The organism is Chitinophaga caeni, from assembly GCF_002557795.1.
In the GTDB taxonomy this organism is placed as follows: domain Bacteria; phylum Bacteroidota; class Bacteroidia; order Chitinophagales; family Chitinophagaceae; genus Chitinophaga; species Chitinophaga caeni.
Genome location: NZ_CP023777.1, coordinates 4,995,573 through 5,014,849 on the forward strand (window position 1 = coordinate 4,995,573; position 19,277 = coordinate 5,014,849).

22 protein-coding genes are annotated in these 19,277 nt (G+C 42.3%); 9 read left to right on the top strand and 13 right to left on the bottom strand.

Going from position 1 to position 19,277, the window contains the following annotated elements:
* The first annotated feature begins 38 nt into the window (after nt 1-38).
* From COR50_RS20920 to COR50_RS20955, 7 genes are all read left to right on the top strand, one after another.
* Complete coding sequence (locus COR50_RS20920; RefSeq protein WP_098195806.1) at nt 39-653, top strand: hypothetical protein; 615 nt, start codon at nt 39-41, stop codon at nt 651-653.
* Nucleotides 654-1,169: 516 nt separating this feature from the next.
* Nucleotides 1,170-1,631: a carboxymuconolactone decarboxylase family protein gene (locus COR50_RS20930; protein WP_098195808.1), complete on the top strand. Its 462-nt coding sequence runs from the start codon at nt 1,170-1,172 to the stop codon at nt 1,629-1,631.
* Between the two features lie 101 nt (nt 1,632-1,732).
* Nucleotides 1,733-2,578, top strand: coding sequence for a sigma-70 family RNA polymerase sigma factor (locus tag COR50_RS20935; RefSeq protein ID WP_098195809.1), 846 nt, complete (start codon nt 1,733-1,735; stop codon nt 2,576-2,578).
* Between the two features lie 47 nt (nt 2,579-2,625).
* The gene (locus tag COR50_RS20940) at nt 2,626-3,495 is read left to right on the top strand and encodes a sterol desaturase family protein (RefSeq protein WP_198405728.1); all 870 of its coding nucleotides are present in this window, start codon (nt 2,626-2,628) and stop codon (nt 3,493-3,495) included.
* Nucleotides 3,496-3,602: 107 nt separating this feature from the next.
* Nucleotides 3,603-3,977 (top strand): BlaI/MecI/CopY family transcriptional regulator, encoded by a 375-nt coding sequence (locus COR50_RS20945; RefSeq protein WP_098195810.1) that lies wholly within the window; start codon nt 3,603-3,605, stop codon nt 3,975-3,977.
* Nucleotides 3,978-4,032: 55 nt separating this feature from the next.
* On the top strand, nt 4,033-6,174 hold the full coding sequence (locus tag COR50_RS20950) for a M56 family metallopeptidase (protein WP_098195811.1): 2,142 nt from the start codon (nt 4,033-4,035) through the stop codon (nt 6,172-6,174).
* 162 nt (nt 6,175-6,336) lie between these two features.
* On the top strand, nt 6,337-7,461 hold the full coding sequence (locus COR50_RS20955) for a C1 family peptidase (RefSeq protein WP_098195812.1): 1,125 nt from the start codon (nt 6,337-6,339) through the stop codon (nt 7,459-7,461).
* An 89-nt stretch (nt 7,462-7,550) separates the two neighbouring features.
* On the opposite strand, the gene COR50_RS20960 is transcribed toward COR50_RS20955, so the two are convergent.
* The 11 genes from COR50_RS20960 to COR50_RS21010 all read right to left on the bottom strand — a co-directional run bounded on the left by COR50_RS20960 (nt 7,551) and on the right by COR50_RS21010 (nt 16,320).
* Entirely contained in the window at nt 7,551-7,823 is a 273-nt protein-coding gene (locus COR50_RS20960) for an acylphosphatase (RefSeq protein WP_098195813.1), read from the bottom strand.
* 233 nt (nt 7,824-8,056) lie between these two features.
* Nucleotides 8,057-8,356, bottom strand: a complete 300-nt coding sequence (locus tag COR50_RS20965) for a hypothetical protein (protein WP_098195814.1) — start codon at nt 8,354-8,356, stop codon at nt 8,057-8,059.
* A gap of 1,164 nt (nt 8,357-9,520) precedes the next feature.
* Nucleotides 9,521-10,117, bottom strand: coding sequence for a 2'-5' RNA ligase family protein (locus COR50_RS20970; protein ID WP_157761044.1), 597 nt, complete (start codon nt 10,115-10,117; stop codon nt 9,521-9,523).
* A 134-nt stretch (nt 10,118-10,251) separates the two neighbouring features.
* A complete protein-coding gene (gene tpiA / locus COR50_RS20975; RefSeq protein WP_098195816.1) occupies nt 10,252-11,010 on the bottom strand; it encodes a triose-phosphate isomerase in 759 nt (252 codons plus the stop codon).
* A 27-nt stretch (nt 11,011-11,037) separates the two neighbouring features.
* Nucleotides 11,038-12,222 (bottom strand): putative sugar nucleotidyl transferase, encoded by a 1,185-nt coding sequence (locus COR50_RS20980; protein ID WP_098195817.1) that lies wholly within the window; start codon nt 12,220-12,222, stop codon nt 11,038-11,040.
* Between the two features lie 72 nt (nt 12,223-12,294).
* Complete coding sequence (locus COR50_RS20985; protein ID WP_098195818.1) at nt 12,295-12,543, bottom strand: type B 50S ribosomal protein L31; 249 nt, start codon at nt 12,541-12,543, stop codon at nt 12,295-12,297.
* 140 nt (nt 12,544-12,683) lie between these two features.
* Nucleotides 12,684-13,175 carry a YajQ family cyclic di-GMP-binding protein gene (locus COR50_RS20990; RefSeq protein ID WP_098195819.1) on the bottom strand — a complete coding sequence of 164 codons (492 nt, stop codon included), beginning with the start codon at nt 13,173-13,175 and terminating at the stop codon, nt 12,684-12,686.
* 106 nt (nt 13,176-13,281) lie between these two features.
* Nucleotides 13,282-14,091 carry a head GIN domain-containing protein gene (locus COR50_RS20995; RefSeq protein ID WP_098195820.1) on the bottom strand — a complete coding sequence of 270 codons (810 nt, stop codon included), beginning with the start codon at nt 14,089-14,091 and terminating at the stop codon, nt 13,282-13,284.
* A gap of 93 nt (nt 14,092-14,184) precedes the next feature.
* Nucleotides 14,185-15,264: a DUF4097 family beta strand repeat-containing protein gene (locus tag COR50_RS21000; RefSeq protein ID WP_098195821.1), complete on the bottom strand. Its 1,080-nt coding sequence runs from the start codon at nt 15,262-15,264 to the stop codon at nt 14,185-14,187.
* Complete coding sequence (locus tag COR50_RS21005) at nt 15,248-15,808, bottom strand: hypothetical protein (protein WP_098195822.1); 561 nt, start codon at nt 15,806-15,808, stop codon at nt 15,248-15,250. Before COR50_RS21005 ends, COR50_RS21000 begins: the two co-directional genes overlap by 17 nt.
* A complete protein-coding gene (locus tag COR50_RS21010; RefSeq protein WP_098195823.1) occupies nt 15,805-16,320 on the bottom strand; it encodes an RNA polymerase sigma factor in 516 nt (171 codons plus the stop codon). Before COR50_RS21010 ends, COR50_RS21005 begins: the two co-directional genes overlap by 4 nt.
* A 771-nt stretch (nt 16,321-17,091) precedes the next feature.
* Between COR50_RS21010 and COR50_RS22380 the strand changes: the two genes are divergently transcribed.
* A complete protein-coding gene (locus tag COR50_RS22380; protein WP_157761045.1) occupies nt 17,092-17,370 on the top strand; it encodes a hypothetical protein in 279 nt (92 codons plus the stop codon).
* Nucleotides 17,351-17,677 (top strand): hypothetical protein, encoded by a 327-nt coding sequence (locus COR50_RS21015; RefSeq protein ID WP_098195824.1) that lies wholly within the window; start codon nt 17,351-17,353, stop codon nt 17,675-17,677. The genes COR50_RS22380 and COR50_RS21015 overlap by 20 nt, the downstream gene beginning before the upstream one ends.
* Here COR50_RS21015 and COR50_RS21020 read toward each other — a convergent pair.
* Both COR50_RS21020 and COR50_RS21025 read right to left on the bottom strand, forming a co-directional pair.
* Entirely contained in the window at nt 17,674-18,705 is a 1,032-nt protein-coding gene (locus COR50_RS21020; RefSeq protein ID WP_098195825.1) for a DUF4421 domain-containing protein, read from the bottom strand. The two genes, COR50_RS21015 and COR50_RS21020, sit on opposite strands and share 4 nt — an antisense overlap.
* Nucleotides 18,706-18,734: 29 nt before the next feature.
* Nucleotides 18,735-19,226: a metallophosphoesterase family protein gene (locus tag COR50_RS21025; protein ID WP_098195826.1), complete on the bottom strand. Its 492-nt coding sequence runs from the start codon at nt 19,224-19,226 to the stop codon at nt 18,735-18,737.
* Nucleotides 19,227-19,277 lie beyond the last annotated feature (51 nt).

Sequence of the window (19,277 nt, forward strand, 5' to 3'; positions counted from 1 at the left end):
AAATAACAAAATCTCTATTATTTAAATTCTTATTGGATATGAAAAAATTTGTTTTGGCGCTAGCCGTTACGCTAGCAGCAATGCCCCTTTTTGCCCAACAAAAAATGGAAACTTTAGCGGGAAACAGCAAGGTACGCGTAGGCGGTTACGGTGCTCCGAGCATTAAATTTACCACCTTGGATGATAAGTTCGCGGTAATGTTGGGTGGTATGGCAGGCGTGATGCTTAATAGCAAGGTAACACTCGGTCTTGCTGGTTACGGTCTTGCAAATAAGATAGAAACACCGAAGCTGAATGATACGGATCCTACCGAATATTGGTCCATGTGGTATTCCGGCGCCGTGGTAGATTACACCTTTAGTTCTAATAAATTATTCCACTGGTCGGTGGGCGCACTAATCGGTGGCGGCGGTATCATGAAAGGCAACCGTTTTGATGATTGGGATGAGTGGGAAGGCGACCGTTGGCACGATGCAAGCGGCTTTTTCGTAGCCGAGCCACAAATTTCAGCAGAAATGAATATCACGAACTACTTAAGAATCGGTATCGGCGCATCTTACAGGTTGGTAAGAGGATCAGATACACCGGGTATAACCGATAATAAATTAAGCGGACCAGCTGCACATTTCACTATTAAAGCAGGAAAATTTTAAACGGGAACTATAATTAGTTACTTTTTGCCTGGGCGGCCCCTGTTGGGTCGCCCATTTTTTATGATTATGTTACGTGTTGTCCGACTAAAATTGCATTAAATTAACTTGGATTCCTTAACTGGTCAAGGACATAAGCAAAGGATGAGCTATTCAGCCCCGCCAACAAAACAGTGGAACTTCGCACTGTTGATTGCGAAGCCATACAGTATTACAAAAGCTGGATCGAGTGATCAAATTGGCGACGTGATGGCCAATTTGTGCCAAGCAAAAAAGTACATAGAAATGTGCAGGTGGACATTGAATCGAACTTTTGAGGCGATGATAATTTTTTCATTGAAAATTTAGTCGGACAATAATGATTACAAAACGCAAAATATTAACCTATTAATAATCAACCACTTAACATTCAGAAAAAAATATTTTTCAATTTTTTCTTCAAAGTTGTCACGAATCAACCCGCTCCATGATCTTATATACATACAACATTCAATAAACATTAAACAAAACATTATAATCATGGAAGCTAAAATTAATTTATTCTCATTGGCAAAAGGATTTACAGATGGTTTATTCAAAACAGGCGCTTACCTGGGAAAAACCACGCTGGACAAAAAATTATTAGAATTGATCAATTACAAGGTTTCACAAATGAATGGCTGCGCTTATTGTCTTGATATGCACAGCAAAGATGCGGCAGTGCTTGGAGAAGAAGCAATGCGTTTACATACTATTGCAGCATTCGAAGAATGTCCTTATTACTCCGATGCTGAAAAGGCCGCATTAAGGTTTGCAGAATCACTGACAAGAGCGCAAGCACCGGAACACCTGGTCGAAGATTTGGAGCAATACTTCAGTACACAAGAGATAGCCGATTTATGCCTGGCCATCGCGACTATTAATACCTGGAATCGCTTGAACCTGGTATTCAAACCTGTACCGGGTACTTACAAACCGGGCCTCTTCGCTGCAACGAATTAAGGGCAACGATGCTGTACTTTGATCGAACTTTAATATCTTTAATGCCTTCAAAGTGCAGCATTTCGAATTGAAATTGTTACCTGTCATAATTAAAGTTTCGGATGGAAAATTACCAAAACATACTGTTTCCTTATGCATACAATATTTTAGGAAGCGTGGAAGATGCAAAAGATGCGATCCAGGATATTATCTCGAATTATTATGCGAAAGATCATGGGCAAATAGAAAATGAAAAAGCCTATTTAATAAGATCTGTTATTAATCGCGCCATCCAACTCAAACAACAACGCAAGACGATTTCTTTGGAAGAGAGTCTCTTGCCCGCACCGGTGGTTACCAATCCCGGTGATCAAAACCTTTACCTGAACCAAGTTCTTTCCTATTCCATGCTGATCTTGCTGGAAAAATTATCTCCGAAGGAAAGGGCGGTTTTCATCTTGAAAGAAAGCTTTGATTATAGCCACGCGGAAATCGCGGAAACCTTGGATATTTCCGAGGAAAACTCCCGGAAGCTGTTCAGCCGTGCCAAAACAAACCTATTCAAGCCCGGTGAGCATGCCCAACATATCGACAGCCAGACGATGGATATCCTGCATGATTATGTCAATGCCATCAGGAGCGGAAACCTGGAAGCATTAACTAAATTATTGCATAAAGACATTACTTACTATGCAGACGGTGGTAAGCTCAGGGTTGTTTCCAAGTTTACACACGGCATCCCGGAAGTGATGGATGTGATCAAATTGGTATATCAACGTTTCCAAACGAAGGCCAAAATCCTGTTTACCTACCTCAACCATCAACCGGCACTGGTCTATATCGATAAAAACAGGGTTATCAACAGCCAGGTATTTGAAATATCACCCGAGACAGGGAAAATCATGCAAATACTGATCGTTGTTGATCCGGAGAAATTGAAAGCATTGGAATACTTGCTGGAAGAATAAGCTGCAACAAAGCGCGGAAATTAGTAAATTGTATAAAAAGAAGCCGGGTGAAAGTCGACTTAATACATTTTGCCATTCCGGGGTTTATCCTGCTCATTACCGTGGAGGTGATCCTCTCCGCCGTGATGAAAAAGGAAAATTATACCACGAAAGATGCTGCCAGCAGTATCGCGATGGGATTGGGCAATGTATTTGTCGGCTTATTCATGAAGGGCATGATCTTCGCAGTCTACAGCTTTCTATATCAATTCCGTCTTTTTACTTTGGATAGCAGCCTTTGGTGGGTATGGGTACTATGCTTTTTTGCTGATGATTTTACCTATTATTGGTTTCATAGGTGGAGTCATACCATCCGTTTTTTATGGGCATCACATGTCGTCCATCACTCATCGCAATATTATAACTTGTCGACCGCCTTACGTCAAACTTGGACGGGCAACCTTACCGGCACTTTCCTGTTTTGGGCCTGGATGCCGATACTGGGTTTCCATCCTTTAATGGTAATGACGATGCAGTCCATCAGCCTGTTGTATCAATTTTGGATACATACGGAAGTCATCCGCAAGATGCCCGCTTTTTTCGAAGCGGTTTTCAATACCCCGTCGCATCACCGGGTACATCACGCTTCGGACTACGGGTACCTCGATAGGAATCATGCGGGAATATTAATTACCTGGGATCGGCTATTCGGCACTTTCACCCCGGAAACCACCCCACCTACTTACGGGTTAACGAAAAACATCCATACTTACAACCCTATCCGCATTGCCACCCATGAATGGTTAAGTCTTTGGAAAGACATGAAGGGCGCCAGCAGTTGGAAACTTTCCCTGGCTTATTTATTCAGGCCTCCCGGTTGGCAACCTTCCCAACCACCTAAAGCCCGCGAAAAAACCGCTCGTCCTAAAATTTCCTAAATTTTTTTGCCGGTACTTGACATTTACGAAAACTATCGTACATTTGTTTACGAAGATATTCGTAGATCAGTAATCGTTTCATCGATCTACCTTTAAAAAGGCATAAAATGACAAAACATATAAAACCTACAGATAGCGAACTTGAGATACTTGCGATACTTTGGGAACGCGGCGCATCAACCGTTCGGGCTGTACATGAAATTTTGGAACAACGGAAAGAGATCGGTTATACAACGACATTGAAGTTGATGCAAATTATGCATGATAAGGGCTTATTGACCCGCGATGCGAGTAATAAAACCCATATTTATACCGCGGCCGTTTCGAGGGAACAAACCAGGGAGCAATTTTTAAATAAAATGATCGATACCCTGTTTGGCGGATCGGCCAGCCAACTAGTAATGCAAGCGCTGGGTCAGCACCAATCTTCGAAGGAAGAATTAGAACAGATCAAGCAGTATTTAGACAAGATGGAAGAATAATTATTGTAGGCTACTATCCGGTAATTGTATTCGAACACCCAAATTGAAAACTAACATGCAACAAATCTTTCCTATTACGGGCGATATAATCAGGGCATTAGGCTGGGCCTTATTACATTCTGTATGGCAAGCCTTAATCATCTTTACCTGTTTGCAGGTGGTGTTGAAAATATGGCCCATGGCGAGCGCAAAGATCAAGCACAACTTGGCTTATACTTCTTTGCTCGGCATCTTTGCATGGTTCGTTTACACGCTGGTACAGCAAATACAATCTATTCAAAAGATCACGTATCAAAATATAGTGATCGCCATCCTACCGGATCAACTCCCTGCAAATGGCCAGGTTGGTCCAGTAGAACTTACTGCCACGCAACAGATTCAAACGTGGATACCCGGCATTGAAGCCTATTTCCCTTTCCTAGTAGGATTTTACTTACTCGGCATGTTGGTCATGTTCGTCAAAATGTCTGTTGACTTGCTCCAGATCAAGCAACTTAAAAATAATTACATCCTGCATTTGGAACCGGCCCTAGCTGAACAGTTAGCCGCGGTGATCTCGAAGGTATCCCTCCCTAAAAAAGTGAAAGTAAGGATATCGGAAAAGATCCAGGTCCCGATGATGGTAGGTTGCCTGAAACCGATTATCCTGCTGCCTTTAGCCATGTTAACGAAATTGCAATCCTCTCAACTGGAAGCACTTATCTTGCATGAATTGGCACATATCAAAAGAAACGATTACATCTTAAATATCTTCCAATCCATTATCGAAACTATATTATTCTTCAACCCCTTCGTACGATGGATATCCAATTACATCCGCACGGAAAGGGAACATTGTTGTGATGATATAGTGGTTAACTCCAACGTGAAACCCTTGCATTATGCCAAAGCCCTCGTGGTTCTCGAAGAAAACCGGTTACCGGGTAACCTGTTGGCCATGGCTGCTGCGGGAAATCAACAGCATTTATTTCATCGCATCAAACGCATCATGGAAATGAAAACAAAACAACTAAATTATACACAACGCTTACTTGCTCTCACCATCGTAGCTACAGGCTTGGTTTCCATTGCTTGGCTAACGCCTACTATTAAAGCCAAAGCAGGTGGCATGAAGCATGATTCACAAAATAAAACCACAGCTATCGCGGAAGAACCACCTACGGTTACGGATACTACTGGTAAGGATCAAGATGATTTAGAAGAAATAGTTGTTGTCGGTCGCCCGATGAATGGCGATACGGTACCCGGCAACCGGAAAAGGGTTGACTCTGTAAGGGTGTACCGCTTCGGTGGCTCCTGGGGTGAAAAGCAAAAAGCAGATAGCGCAATAGCTATCAGCCGCAAAAAAGTAGAAGAAGGACTAGCCGCGGCTCAATCCGCCCTTGAAAAAATCAAGTGGGAAGAGATGGAACAAAGCCTAAAAGATAGTGAGAAACAAAATATGAAAGAGATGGAGTTGCAAGTGCAAGAAGCCATGAAACAATTGGAAATTGCCAAGGAACAACATCAAATCAGCGAAGCTGAATTTAAAAAAGCGCAGCAGCAAATATTTACTTTCCGTCCCGGTAGAAACATGAACTTCAACTATAACTTTACATCTGACAGTATCATGTTTAACAAAGATGCTAAGCTCTTCAATAATTCATTGAAATCCTTCCAATTTAAAGGCGACTCCGTTTTTGTCGTGACAAATGTTGACAGCAATGAACCTATAGTTGTTAGGGGTTATAGCGTAAATGATTCCGCTCTTAGGGCTGTTACCGTTAGGGGATATGCCACGGCGAGAGCCAGCGCCGAAAGAAGCCGGGCTAAAGCTCAACGAGAAATGGAAAGAGCCAGGGTGATGATGATGGATGCCCAAGACAAGGCCAGGTTAAACCAGGCCAGGGCACAGCAACAATATGCCTTGGCCATTGCCAAAACACGGAATGCCCAGGATAATGCTATAAGTGTATACACTACCCGTTCCGGCAAACGCGATAATGTAGAAGGATTTGTCAACGAGCTGGATCGTAGGGGATTTATCGATAAAAATGATAATTATACCATCAGCTTAAAAAAGGGAAATCTTTTTATCAACGGAACTAAGCATAATGAGTTAATAGATATCTGTAACAGGTATTTAGATGCCGATCAAGTGCATATCAAGAAAAAAGGGAATTCATCTTCAACTTCTATTTCTAAGAAATCTAATTAATCTGCAACAAAATACTCCGCCATTCTTTCAAGCCGCTGCCTTCAGGGTAGCGGCTTTTTTAATCCTGCCACTTAAATCTCCATTTATCAATCTGCCGGATGCCGTGAGAAAGATTATTGTTATATTGCCAATTATTCTTACAGTTATAAATAGCCTTTCAACATGAAACGTATTTTATTCATATGCTTTTTATTGGGTAGCATGGCAGCCAATGCACAGGAACAACCCGGTTTCCTGACCGATAACGCGGTAAGCCCCATCAAAAATCAGCAACAAACGGGCACCTGCTGGTGTTTCTCAACAACGTCCCTGCTAGAATCTCAATACCTGAAAGATCACAAGAAGCAAGACATAGACATTTCCGAGATGTTCACGGTAAGAAATACTTACCTCGATAAGGGCCGGAATTATATCTTGCGGCAAGGGCACGCACAATTTAGCGAGGGCGGATTGGGACACGATGTGATCCATACCATCAGCCGGTACGGCGCCGTTCCGGAAAGTGCATATACCGGCTTAACAGGTGGCGCCAAATTTTTCAACCACAGCAAGATGGCGCCCCGCCTGCAAAATTACCTCGACAGCATCCTGAAGCTAAAAAAACCGCTGCCCGATTGGGAACCCGGTTTCAATGCTATCCTGGATGAATATATGGGTAAAGCTCCCGCAACATTTGATTATAACGGTAAACAATACAATCCCAAATCATTCGCCGCGGAAGTATTGCATTTTAATGCCGATGACTATGTAGGTTTTACATCTTTCACCCACCATCCGTATAATCAAAATTTCATCGTGGAAGTGCCGGACAACTTTTCGAACGGTTCTTATTACAATGTTCCATTAAACGAGCTGATCCAAATTTCTAAGGAAGCCCTGAAAAAAGGATACACCATTATGTGGGATGCGGATGTTAGCAACCGTGGGTTTGCATTTAAAAACGGTTATGCCCTCGCTCCTAAAGATGAAGAGGCGATCAAAGCGACACCATTCAATCCCGATGTCGCGGAGAAGGAAGTAAGCCCCGAGTACCGTCAAAAGTTGTACGAGGAATTAATTACGCAAGATGATCACCTGATGCATATAACAGGCTTAGCCAAGGATAAAAGCGGCAAGGAATATTTCGTGGTAAAAAATTCATGGGGCGAACAAGCCGGTCCTTTTAAAGGATATGTTTACGTATCTGAGCCTTATTTCGCGGTGAATACCATCACGATCGTAATACCGAAATCAGCCTTACCGAAAAGTTGGTTGAAAAAACATCCGGATGTTACGACAACATTATAATTGTTGCACCAAGAACTTGGTAATATAAATTTGAAGAGCCGGGCATGCCCGGCTCTTCAAATTTTATTGCGATAGGTTATGATTGATTTTCACCTTTCGATCTCGAAACTGTGATACCCCTTTACAGGACCATTATTCAATACCAGTTCCGATACATCAGCCAACGAGGGACCGACCCGGCACCATGCTACAAATTGTTCCAACATGGTAGGCAAACCTTCGATTTCTAAAAACACGTCCCTGTTAGGCAAATTTTTGACATATCCAACGATGCCCATCTTTTGAGCTACCGATTTTGCCGTAGCCCTGAAATATACACCTTGGACATTTCCTTTAACAGTTATTTGCTTGTTGACAATCATTTTTGTTCTGATCTGTATTTAAAGTTATTTCCAATAATCCATTTGAAAAAATCGAGATTTCAACATTTACAAAGATGCCGGCAACTCCTTTTCCAAGGTTTTTAATTTATCTATAAATCACAGTATATCAATTTTATATGTAATGATCCTAGTCGACACTTCATCCTGTAGGCCATAATTTTACATCTGCGGCAGCATGTTATTCACATTTTGAAAGTTTAAATAACATATTTTTATAATCCACATCGCTTCAAAACCGATTCCAAGCCATCGAGATCAAATGCACAAGTAGTGCTACCTCCAGGTAAAAAAAGATAGAAATTAACCAGGCCCTGGCCAGTAGCACGTACTTCATGCACTTGTATATATCGAGATGGATGAAAATAGAAATATTCCATGCAATCGTACCGCGGATTCTTCTGTATCAATTCAAGTTGAAAACCGGCTTTCATCATCCTTGAAAATATAGCCTGGTCTTTACTAGGTATCATTTTCCCGTTCTCATAATCCGGCTTTATATGCATCCATTCCATTACTGCACATTTAATCGTTAAGTTTAAAAAATTGGGGTTAACGCACAATGACAACTGCATATTTGTTCAACAACAAGCTCTTTGTAAATAGGTGTTAACACCTAGTAAATAGTATTTACATGCGGTGCTAACACCCGGTTTTGCACACCTTGGAGTATGTACACCGCAAAGGGATCTTCCTTCCTGTTCTGTAATTATGCGACTTGATCACATAAACTGTTTTCCTACCCGCTTTTAAAGTTATTCGGGACAGCACACCGATTGGTATTACATCATACAATGTATATAAGAATAGTTAACTTGTTGAAGACAATAAATATTATTGCTCCAAGACCACCTACGATGTACTGCCCGAATTATTTAGACATAAACTCGCAAGGTGTCATTATGCTAAATGACATCAGTTTAAATTTTTAATTATTGAAATAGGAATAATGGGTTACCTGAATTATTCTTGAATTTAATGGGGAGTGTATAACCGGATATTGATTCAAAACTTTTTACATGATCACTGGTATTTTAAGTTCGGTTTGATAATCGGATGTTTATATAATTTTCCTTAAAGCATCCAGTAGCTTTATTCTTCAAATTTCAATTAGAGCTATTATTTTCCTGCATTTTTAACCCCTTCTATCAGTCCACATTGTTGAGGGCAGAACCGTATAAAATTAATAGTTAACCATATTTTCTGATTCCGCATTTCTTTCGATTCTCCTTGCATTTTACATTTCATAATTAATTCGTTTCTTTGTTTTTCGCTTCCTCGAAAAAAGAAACAAAAAAATAAAATGGAAATTATATCGAGTCGCACAACTGCCTATGATACCAAGTTGTATAACATTTCTTTAGTATAGAACACAACATATAATTGTTACATCAAACATATGAAGTAATGTATCTAGATGTACATAAGCTATGTTTTTAAATATATACACTTTTTACTCGGAACCGTCCCCGCAGCCCCACTCCCCCGCTTCTTCAATTCTCCACACTCTTATTTTCTTCCGTTCTTACTTTCTTCCGTTCTTGCTTTCTTACATTCTTGCATTCTTACTTTCTTACATTCTTACTTTCAGCCGTTCAAGGATTTCCGCGATACGAACTTCACATCCAGAATAGATATATTCTTATTCTATCCCCAACCGGCTACAATACAAAAATGGTTTATGCTGCATGATAATACAAAGGCCCATCATGCGGATCATCCTTGCCGAAACAAAATTCATGTACCGCTTCATAAGCATCGGAACTACCCAACGGCTTTCTTAACAAAAGAAAACTGTGGCAATAAAACGAGCGTACGAATAAACGGTTGTTCAACTGTTTCTGCACCCTATCAAAAGCATCGCTTGATAATCCACGGGCTAATGTAATATGCGGTTGATAACCTTGCTCTTCCAATTCGAAAGCAGACAAAATACTTTTATGTAAAGCTGCCACGGGACGGGGATTCGCTACGTTCACGTAAATATTATGCTTATCGCTTCCGGCATTTACATGGTCTATCCGCGAAGTATATACCGTGAAAGCTCCCTGTTCCCCCGAAAGACGGGTGAGTACATCGATAAAATCGCTTTCGTACTTACTAGGAAAAGAAGACCTGAATAACGGGATATAAACCGGTGAAAATGCCTTCCCTGGAGCACCCAACTCCTGCGCGATGATCGCTTTATAATGTGTTACATCATGTTCCACTTGCGCATCCGGGTGTATGACTACCAAGTAATCATATTCTATAGTTTGCAAATCTTGTGTTTCCATGTGCATCCATTTATTGATTGGTGACAGTACAAATATACTAACAATTTTGGCAAATGCTAATTTTTTTAGCATTTTTCTGAAAAAAAATGCTCCCGGCAAGGGAGCATCTTCTTTATAAATTGTAAATGAATTTATTAGAAGCTTTGAGCGATCGCAGCAAAGTCTTTCGCTACTAAAGATGCCCCACCGATCAAACCGCCATCCACGTCTTCGCAGGCAAATAACTCGGGTGCATTGCCCGGCTTTGCGCTCCCGCCGTATAAAATAGTTAAACGGAGCGCAGTTTCGCGATCGTATTTTTTAGCTACTTGCGCACGTATAAACGCGTGCATATCCTGCGCCTGCTGTGCGGATGCAGTCAACCCGGTACCGATCGCCCAAATGGGCTCATAAGCGATAACAATATCTTTTAAAGCCTCGGCAGGCAGGTGGAATAAACTCTCTTCCAGTTGCTTGGCAACGTACTCGTTTTGTGTTTCGGCTTGCCTTACAGCTAATGGCTCACCGCAGCAGAAAATAGCTTTCATCCCGTTTGCCAATACCAAGTCTACTTTTTTAGCAAGAATTTCATTGCTTTCGTTGAAGTACTCACGGCGCTCGGAATGCCCCAAAATCACGTAGTCCACGCCGATGGATTTCAACATTTCAGCAGATACTTCACCCGTATAAGCGCCGGATTTCTCGGAGGCGCAATTTTGAGCGGCTACGAAGAAACCTGGGTTATGTTGCAAGATGGATTTTGCTTTTTGTAAATATGGGAATGGTGGCGCCACAACAACTGCTACATCATCTTCTAACTTCAACCCGGCATTCACGATATCATTTAACAACTGCTCCCCTTGCGACAAGGTGAGGTTCATTTTCCAGTTACCTGCTACGATTTTTTTTCTCATTTTTATGATTCGATTTACAGTTTTGTATTATGCGAGACCACTATTTTGCTGCTCAAAAATATAAGTTAAGATTTGTTTTTCCGATTCCGAGGGCGATTTCTTTTTAAATAACATCCAGGAAGTAACATCGCGCAGCGCTTCTGCCAAGCGGTAACGCTCGCTCAAACCGATCCCGCCCCAGGTGAAAGACGGTACGAACTTCGGTGGGAATGTTCCCCCGAAAATATTGCAAGAAACCCCGATAACCGTACCGGTGTTGAACATCGTCTGGATAGCGCAACGGGAATAATCCCCCATCAATACCCCGCATTTCAATCCTGCCGGCCAGGCCTCATTCTTTGCTTCCATCCAAATCTTCACTTCACTACCGTTATTCTTGATGTTAGAACAACTCGTCCCGGCGCCGAGGTTACACCATTCACCGATCACCGCGTCCCCGATATACCCATCATGCGATTTATTGCTATAATCGAAAAATATGCTGTTTTTGATCTCCCCACCCACTATGCCTTGCTTTCCAACGGTCACCGCTCCATAAATCTTTGTTCCCATCTTCATGACGGCGCCATCGAGCAGAGCCAAGCCGCCGCGGATCATACAACCTTCCATGATCAAGGCGTCTTTGCCTATGTAAATCGGCCCCGTGGAAGCATTTAAAATTGAATGGGTTACCACGGCGCCTTCCTCTAGAAAAATATTCCCCGCTCCCACCACTTGGTTACCCGGATCAATAGGCGCCGACTCCCTGCCCGCGGTAAGCAATTCGAAATCATCCTGTAATGCCACCGCGTTATGTAGATGCAACTCCCAGGGATGATCAATCCTCGTGAACACCCCTTCAAAGCTAAGCCTATCCGCTTGTGCCACGGGATTAAAGAAATCCTTTCCATCCACGTATTTTGCGACCAGGTGATTTTCCTTGAACAGCTCCTGCCCCGGTTTCAACTCCCGGATAGCCTCAACTAAGGCTGCATTGGGTAATATATGCCCGTTTATAAGCAAATTTTTCCCTTCCGGCGATAATTGAAGCGGGTATTTAGGCTGTAGATATTCAGCCGTATAATGGGAGCAAGAAACCCCGAGCCAACGTTCCCATTTTTCCTGGATCGTCAAAATGCCGATCCTGCAAGCAGCCATAGGCCTGGTATGCGTAAATGGATACATTAAATCTCGGCCGGGGGTATCAAATAAGATGTAATGAGGGTTATGCATGAGGGCCTAAAAATAAAAAATCCCACCGAAAAATTATCGATGGGATGTAGTAAAATATTTTCTACTAAAACATTACTTTCTACCGTAACGTTTATTGAATTTGTCGATACGACCTGCGGTATCTACTAATACGTTTTTACCGGTATAGAATGGGTGAGAAGTATTAGAGATCTCCAATTTGATTACTGGGTACTCATTACCGTCTTCCCAAGTGATTGTTTCTTTGGTAGGAGCGGTAGAACGGCTCAAAAAGCTTTCACCGTTTGACATATCTTTAAATACAACGAACCTATAATTTTCCGGATGAATTCCCTGTTTCATATCTAAAATTTGTAAATACAGAGCGCAAAGGTAACGGATTTTTTAATAAAGATCAAACATTTGGAAGCAGGATTTATGAAAAAATCCAAATTTATCTTTATTAATATTAAAAACCACCTTAATACGCATTTGAATAAAAATTAATTCTTCATATTAACGTACTGCAAAGGTAATCCAAAATTTCCTTCCTTACATAATTGAATTACAGATTGTAAATCATCGATTTTCTTGGCAGTTACACGGATGATGTCATCCATGATAGCCGGCTGTACTTTCAGGCCGGAATCCTTGATGGTTTTAACGATCTTCTTAGCATCGTCTTGCTTAATCCCGTTGCGGATCGTCACTTGCTGTTTCAGCACCTTCCCACTTTGGAAAGGCTCCTTGCTAAAATCATAAATGCTTCCATCCAACCCCTGGCGCATCGAGCGGCTAATCAATACATCCTTCACCTGTTCCAGCTTCATGTCGCTTTCTACCTCTATAGTGAGTACTAAATCCTTCTTATTCAACTCGATAGTTACTTGTGAATCCTTGAAATCGTAACGGTTGGTGATTTCCTTCTTTACTGTATTCACAGCATTATCCAGTGTTTGCGTATCTACTTTGCTTACAATGTCAAAGGAGGGCATAACCTAAATTTTTTATTTGAAAATAATATGCTTTACAGCTGATTATCTGCAAATATATAAAGAAATTATTGGCCAAAATAGCCATTTCGATCCGAAAAAGTACCTATTAGTCCTGTCGCCTTACTGCCCCTGCTCCCAGTATAGACTGCTTTACTTTAGGGCTGCCCTTGTAAAATACGGAACCACGCCCGGATATATTGGCAGATAATTCCTGCTCTGCCGTCACATAAGCCTTCGTATTGCCTGCCACGTTGATGAACACATCGTCCGATCTTAAACCTGAGGACCGGATATCTGCCCTGCCGCTTATATTATAAGACGATTGCTTTGCAACCCCCGTAGCAGAAAACTCGGAAGCTCCACTAACGTTCAAATCCATCCGGGATACGTCCATATCCATGTTAACCTTGAAGCCACCGCTTAGATCCAGGCTAATTTTACCGGATTTTACTTGGTTCTTAGTAAAGATCATTCCTGAGCCCGCGCCCCGGATATACGCCAAGTTCTTGTATTGAACGTATAATTTTATGATACCTCTTTTACCGGAAGGCTTCAATTCGTAGCCTTTCTTGAACCGGATCACCAGGGCTTTCCCTTCGTTGAAGCTTTCTATGTAGGGCAACAGGTTTGCATCGGCTTCAATCTTCAATCCTTCCCGGCCTGCATGCTCCAATTGTACCTCGTATTTACCGCTGCTGGAAAGCTCCGAAAAAGCGCTCACCTGCCTGGTCTCCGTTTTAATTTGCCCGTTTCCGCGGATCACTTCATCCTTTATCACGATACCTTCACCGGGAACAACGGGTTTACCGGAACCTCCTGCTTTAACATTACAATGTAGAAAGCTGGATGCCAAAAACATGATTGCAATAAGCAATAGATTAACAGTCCCTGCCAGGGATACATATCTTTTATTCATAAAATATCTTTTAGGGGAATAAAAATGATGGGCAGGCTTTGGTAGAGATAGTAAACGAATATCTTACCGCCGCCTGCCATGCAAATGATTGCATCAATCTATCTTGGATATCTTTAAATCGCTGTATGTGCCGCTCATGCGGATCATCGGCAGGTCCGTACTAGAAGAAGTATAGCCCGTAAACTCATGATGGCTGGACTTCTTAATGTTATTAACCTTCTGGAATTCGAAGCCGCCGCTGCGAACATCGCCGTAAGTCAACCGGGCCTTGATCCCGAATTGCAGCTTGGAAGGTATCTTGATACTCAAATCGGAATAGGTCATATCCGACTCGATACCCTTGAACTGCATTCCCAGGCGACCAATCTTAATATCGCCATAAGTTGTATTAAACTTACCGGAAGTCCTCAGTTCACGCACGTTGTAATCTGTATAATTGGAGCTGATGCTCAACGAACCGATCGACCCGAGGTTCATGTCGCCGTAATTGCAGTCGACCGACAATTCCTCCGCTTTCTCCACCGAGAAGTCGCCATTATTGGCGCTGATCTTAAGCCGTTTCACGTTATCGAACTTCATATCCGAATAATTACAATGCACTTCTACATTGTCCGCATTAGTAATAGAGCTTTTGTCTACATAATTCATATGAAGCGTCAAAAGTCCCTTGGAAGTACCCACGTGGTAATAGCCGTAATTCAGGCTGATCAAGGTCGGGAAAGGCAGTTCATTCGCCAATACATCCCCGAAATTATTCCCGATCGACAATTTTGATAAGTTCCTGGGCAAATAAACCTCGTAATCGATGTTTACTTGTTTCTTGATATTTCCGCGCAGGTTACCTTGCCACCATTTTTTGCCCTTGGCATTATAAACCGTGGCCACCTTGAGGCTGTTGCCGTTTTGCCCGGCCTCGATATCGATCGATTCGGCCATCTCCCGGGCTTGTTTATCGGAACTTCCGAAGCCCGTGATCACGATGTTGGCTTTCATTTCATTTTTATCCCACAGCTTGATATCAACCTTGCCGTACCTGTTTTCGAGTTGTACCATCCCACCGGGTGAAAGCTGAAATTCTTTCACCACGGTGCGTTTGTAGTACACATCTCTTTTTTCGGCAAAAGCGAATAGCGGAAGGAGAAGTAATATGAATATTTTAAATTTCTGAAGCATGAGGTAAATTTTTAGTGCTGTCAAATTTTTGCTGTTCGTCCAAAATATGGTCCAACAACTCTAATTTTAGTTGATAATACCGGATCATCGCGGCACGGATTCTTTCGTTGCCCGGATTTTTTTCCAGTTCTTCTTTTAAATGCAAGTAAGTATCGTTTCTCAATTCCAGCTCTTTCAACGCGGTGCTATCCAAGCCCAACTGTTCTGCTGGGAAGCTGTGAATAATATCCAACCGTTCCTGGATTTGGGAAGAGTAATAAAATTGGGCCTCCTGTAAACCCGGGATCATGCCGATCACGTTTTGGTTAGCAACAGTTTTCTTTACATCGATATAATGCAACCAAAATGCCACGTTCACCAGCAAGATTACAGATGCGGCCACCTTGAGCCAATGCTTGCCCAAGAGCGTTACCAGCTTCCCTTGCTTCCTACCGGTAGGAACTTCTAAAGCTAAGGCTTCCCAAACTTTGGGAGAGGGCCCTTCGTTTTCGAATTCCTCCCGGTGCTGCCGGATAAAGTCCTTCAATGAATCGCCTTGCCTCATAGCGTGATTGTTTTTTCTTTTACAAATTGCCTGATCTTTTCCTTGGCCCGCATATACTGCGTTTTGGCAGTAGATTCGGTGATACCGAGAAAATTCGCGATCTCTTTATGGGTATAGTCTTCAAAAAGATACAAGTTCACAACCGCCTTGTAACCCTGCGGCAATGCCTCGATGGCCTCTTTAACATAGTTAACGGTTGCAGCATGCCATGCTTCATCCACCCCGTCATCTTCCGGCATTGTATCATTTTGATCGACTTCCTCGAAATACACCTTCTTCTTCCTCAGGTGGTTCAAACATTGGTTCACGACGATACGCTTAATCCAGGCAGGCGCGGTGGCCGCATCATTGAGTTTACCAATATTTTTAAACACCTGTGTAAAAGCTTCCTGCAATACATCTTCCGCATCGGCCACATTGCTGACCATCCTCAGGCAGATGTTGAACATCGCTTTCGAATAAGCTTCGTACAGCTCTTTGAAAGCAGCAACATCACCTTTACGGCAACGCAAAACGAGGTTCGCTGTATTTAGAATTGATTGATGCAATGTATTGTCTAAGTTCGTTTACATAATTAATGACACCGCTTTAAGATTGAAGTTGCATGCGCGGTCACAAAAATTGCATAATTTCTTTTAAAAAGGGAAGTGATTTTTATTAAATTACTGATAATCAACTCTTTAATACTTTAAATATACCAGTAAAAATAATGGGGCGCGCCCCTTCGGGTCGGGCTATCCGCTGCAAGTCCTCGGCACTCCCTACGGTCGTGCCTGCGGGCTTTCCACTACTATCCCTCGCGCATTCCAATGAGAAGGTTCCGGGTATTTTGGACTTCCTTATTGAAGCCTGAAAGCTACAAGAGTTCGAAAACCGGGTCCGGTTGTTGAATGATATCCCTAATGCTCAAAATCCACGCTAGTTCAAAATCCTTGCTGGTACAAAATCCACGCTGGTCCGAGCTTGAAAGCTTGAACCAGACAGAGTTTCAGGTTATTTCTAAATAAAATTCGAAAGTCAAAACAGGGAAAAACAGCGATCAAACCCCACGCTGGTTCGAGCTTCCAAGCTCGGACCAACGCACAATCCAGGACATTTACAATCATACCGGAAACAAAATGGTACCGGCACCTTGCACCACGAACTACTGATTCTTGGATGCCTGGTGCACCCGAAAAAGATGTTCTATCAATTGAACGTTGTCCAAGACGGGAGTCCGAACTTGGAAGCTCAAACTAACCAGAGTTCCAGGTTATTTCTAAATAAAATTTGAAAGTCAAAACATGGAAAAACAGCTATCAAACCCCACGCTGGTTCGAGCTTCCAAGCTCGGACCAACGCACACTCCAAGACATTTACAATTGTACCGGAAACAAAATGGTACCGGCTCCTTGCACCACGAACTACCGATTCTTAGATGCCTGGTACTCCCGAAAAAGATGTTCTATCAATTGAACGTTGTCCAAAACGGGAGTCCGAACTTGGAAGCTCGGACTAACCAGAGTTCCAGGTTATTTCTAAATAAAATTCGAAAGTCAAAACATGGAAAAACAGCTATCTAAACCCACGCTGGTTCGAGCTTCCAAGCTCGGACCAACGCACACTCCAAGACATTTACAATTGTACCGGAAACAAAATGGTACCGGCTCCTTGCACCACGAACTACCGATTCTTAGATGCCTGGTACTCCCGAAAAAGATGTTCTATCAATTGAACGTTGTCCAAAACGGGAGTCCGAACTTGGAAGCTCAAACTAACCAGAGTTCCAGGTTATTTCTAAATAAAATTCGAAAGTCAAAACAAGGAAAAACAGCTATCGAACATCTACAGCCAAAAAGCTCAGCACGGTTCCCGGCGCATCAACATTAAAATAATTTCTTTTTCAAAACGAAGCGTTTCACAAAACTTACCCTGAAGTTCCCGGTACCGAAAGCCTGGTAAGTTCGATCAATCGGTGATTCACTGCGGGTTTTCATATCCACATAATGTATGCCTGCAAAATACTTGCTGGAGTTATAACCGGCAGCAATCCTCAAGGTAGTATTCAACTGCCAACCGGTTTCTTGGTTGGTACGATCGGTATCCAGGTAATATAAAGTCGTATGATTAATTCCCACGGCGCCTGAAAGTGAAGCCATCACGAAAAAATGACTGCGTATCACGTAAGTATAAGCATAGCCGCCATTAACGGCCAAGCTAATTACGTTGGTTTTATGGTAATCATCATAATCAAAGAAATCTTTATTCTTGATATCCCTCGGCACCAGGGCGGAATCGCCCTTCATCTTGTAACTGAATATATCTCCGCCCAATAAAAAGGAACCGGCGCTTTTCTTCTGGTATTCGTTCTGTAAGTAAGCCGCCCGGTAAGAAAACTTCTGGTGATTGAAAATATAATGCGCACTAACGCCCAGGTCAACATTATACATATCCGGTCGCTGCGGGAAACGCCCGCTAGCTTGATAGTTTTCCAGGGTATTAATGGGATTCGCCAGGTAATACCCTTTGTAATATTGCCCGTAAAAATCGATTACGATCTTCCGTAAATAAATATGGCTCTGCAAATCGAGATACTTGGTTTTGCCATATTTCTCATCATCATTATTAATAAATGGCAAATTAAACCCGAAGTTGATACCTAGAAATTTATAATTGAAACCGAAACCAACGTTGAAATTGCTATTCGGCTTATATAAAACTTTTTCTTTCTGTTGATGATCCACCAGGTCGAAATGGGTATACTTTCTCGAACCGTACAAACGTACGGTCAGGTCCTTGGAATGATCCTCGATATAATTGGAATCAAGCGGGGGATTCAGCCAACTAATATCCACTTGCCCGAAGGATACCTGCCGGCAGATTAAAATCAGTAAAACAGTTGTAAGGTATTTGCGCATGCGTTCTAACAATTATCCACGGCTCCTGGTTAACCGGGAAGCTCGATGACTTCTAAATTCTTTATGGTACCACCTTCCAGCTCAAAACGAATCAAGGTCTTTACTTTGTGCCAACCTTGTTTTCCGCATGCTCCCGGATTGATATGTAACAACTTTAACGCGGGGTCATTCATGACTTTTAAAATATGCGAATGACCGCAAATAAATAATTTCGGAGGATTTTGACGTATTTCGGAACGGATCGCCGGGGAATATTTTCCCGGGTAGCCCCCTATATGCGTTATCCAAACATCCACACCTTCCAGCTCGAACCTTAAATTTTCAGGGTACCGGACTCTCAAATCGGCACCGTCAATATTCCCGGTTACTGCTCTCAATGGTTTTAGCGCTTCCAGTTCGTCTGCTAAGGCCACATTCCCGATATCCCCGGCATGCCAGATCTCATCAACATTTTTAAAATATTCTTTGACCGATGGATGTAAATATCCATGGGTATCCGACATTAAACCAATTTTTTTCATGCTCCCTGGAAAATTCGACGTCTGCAAGTTTACAGTTTTTTATGATTCGTT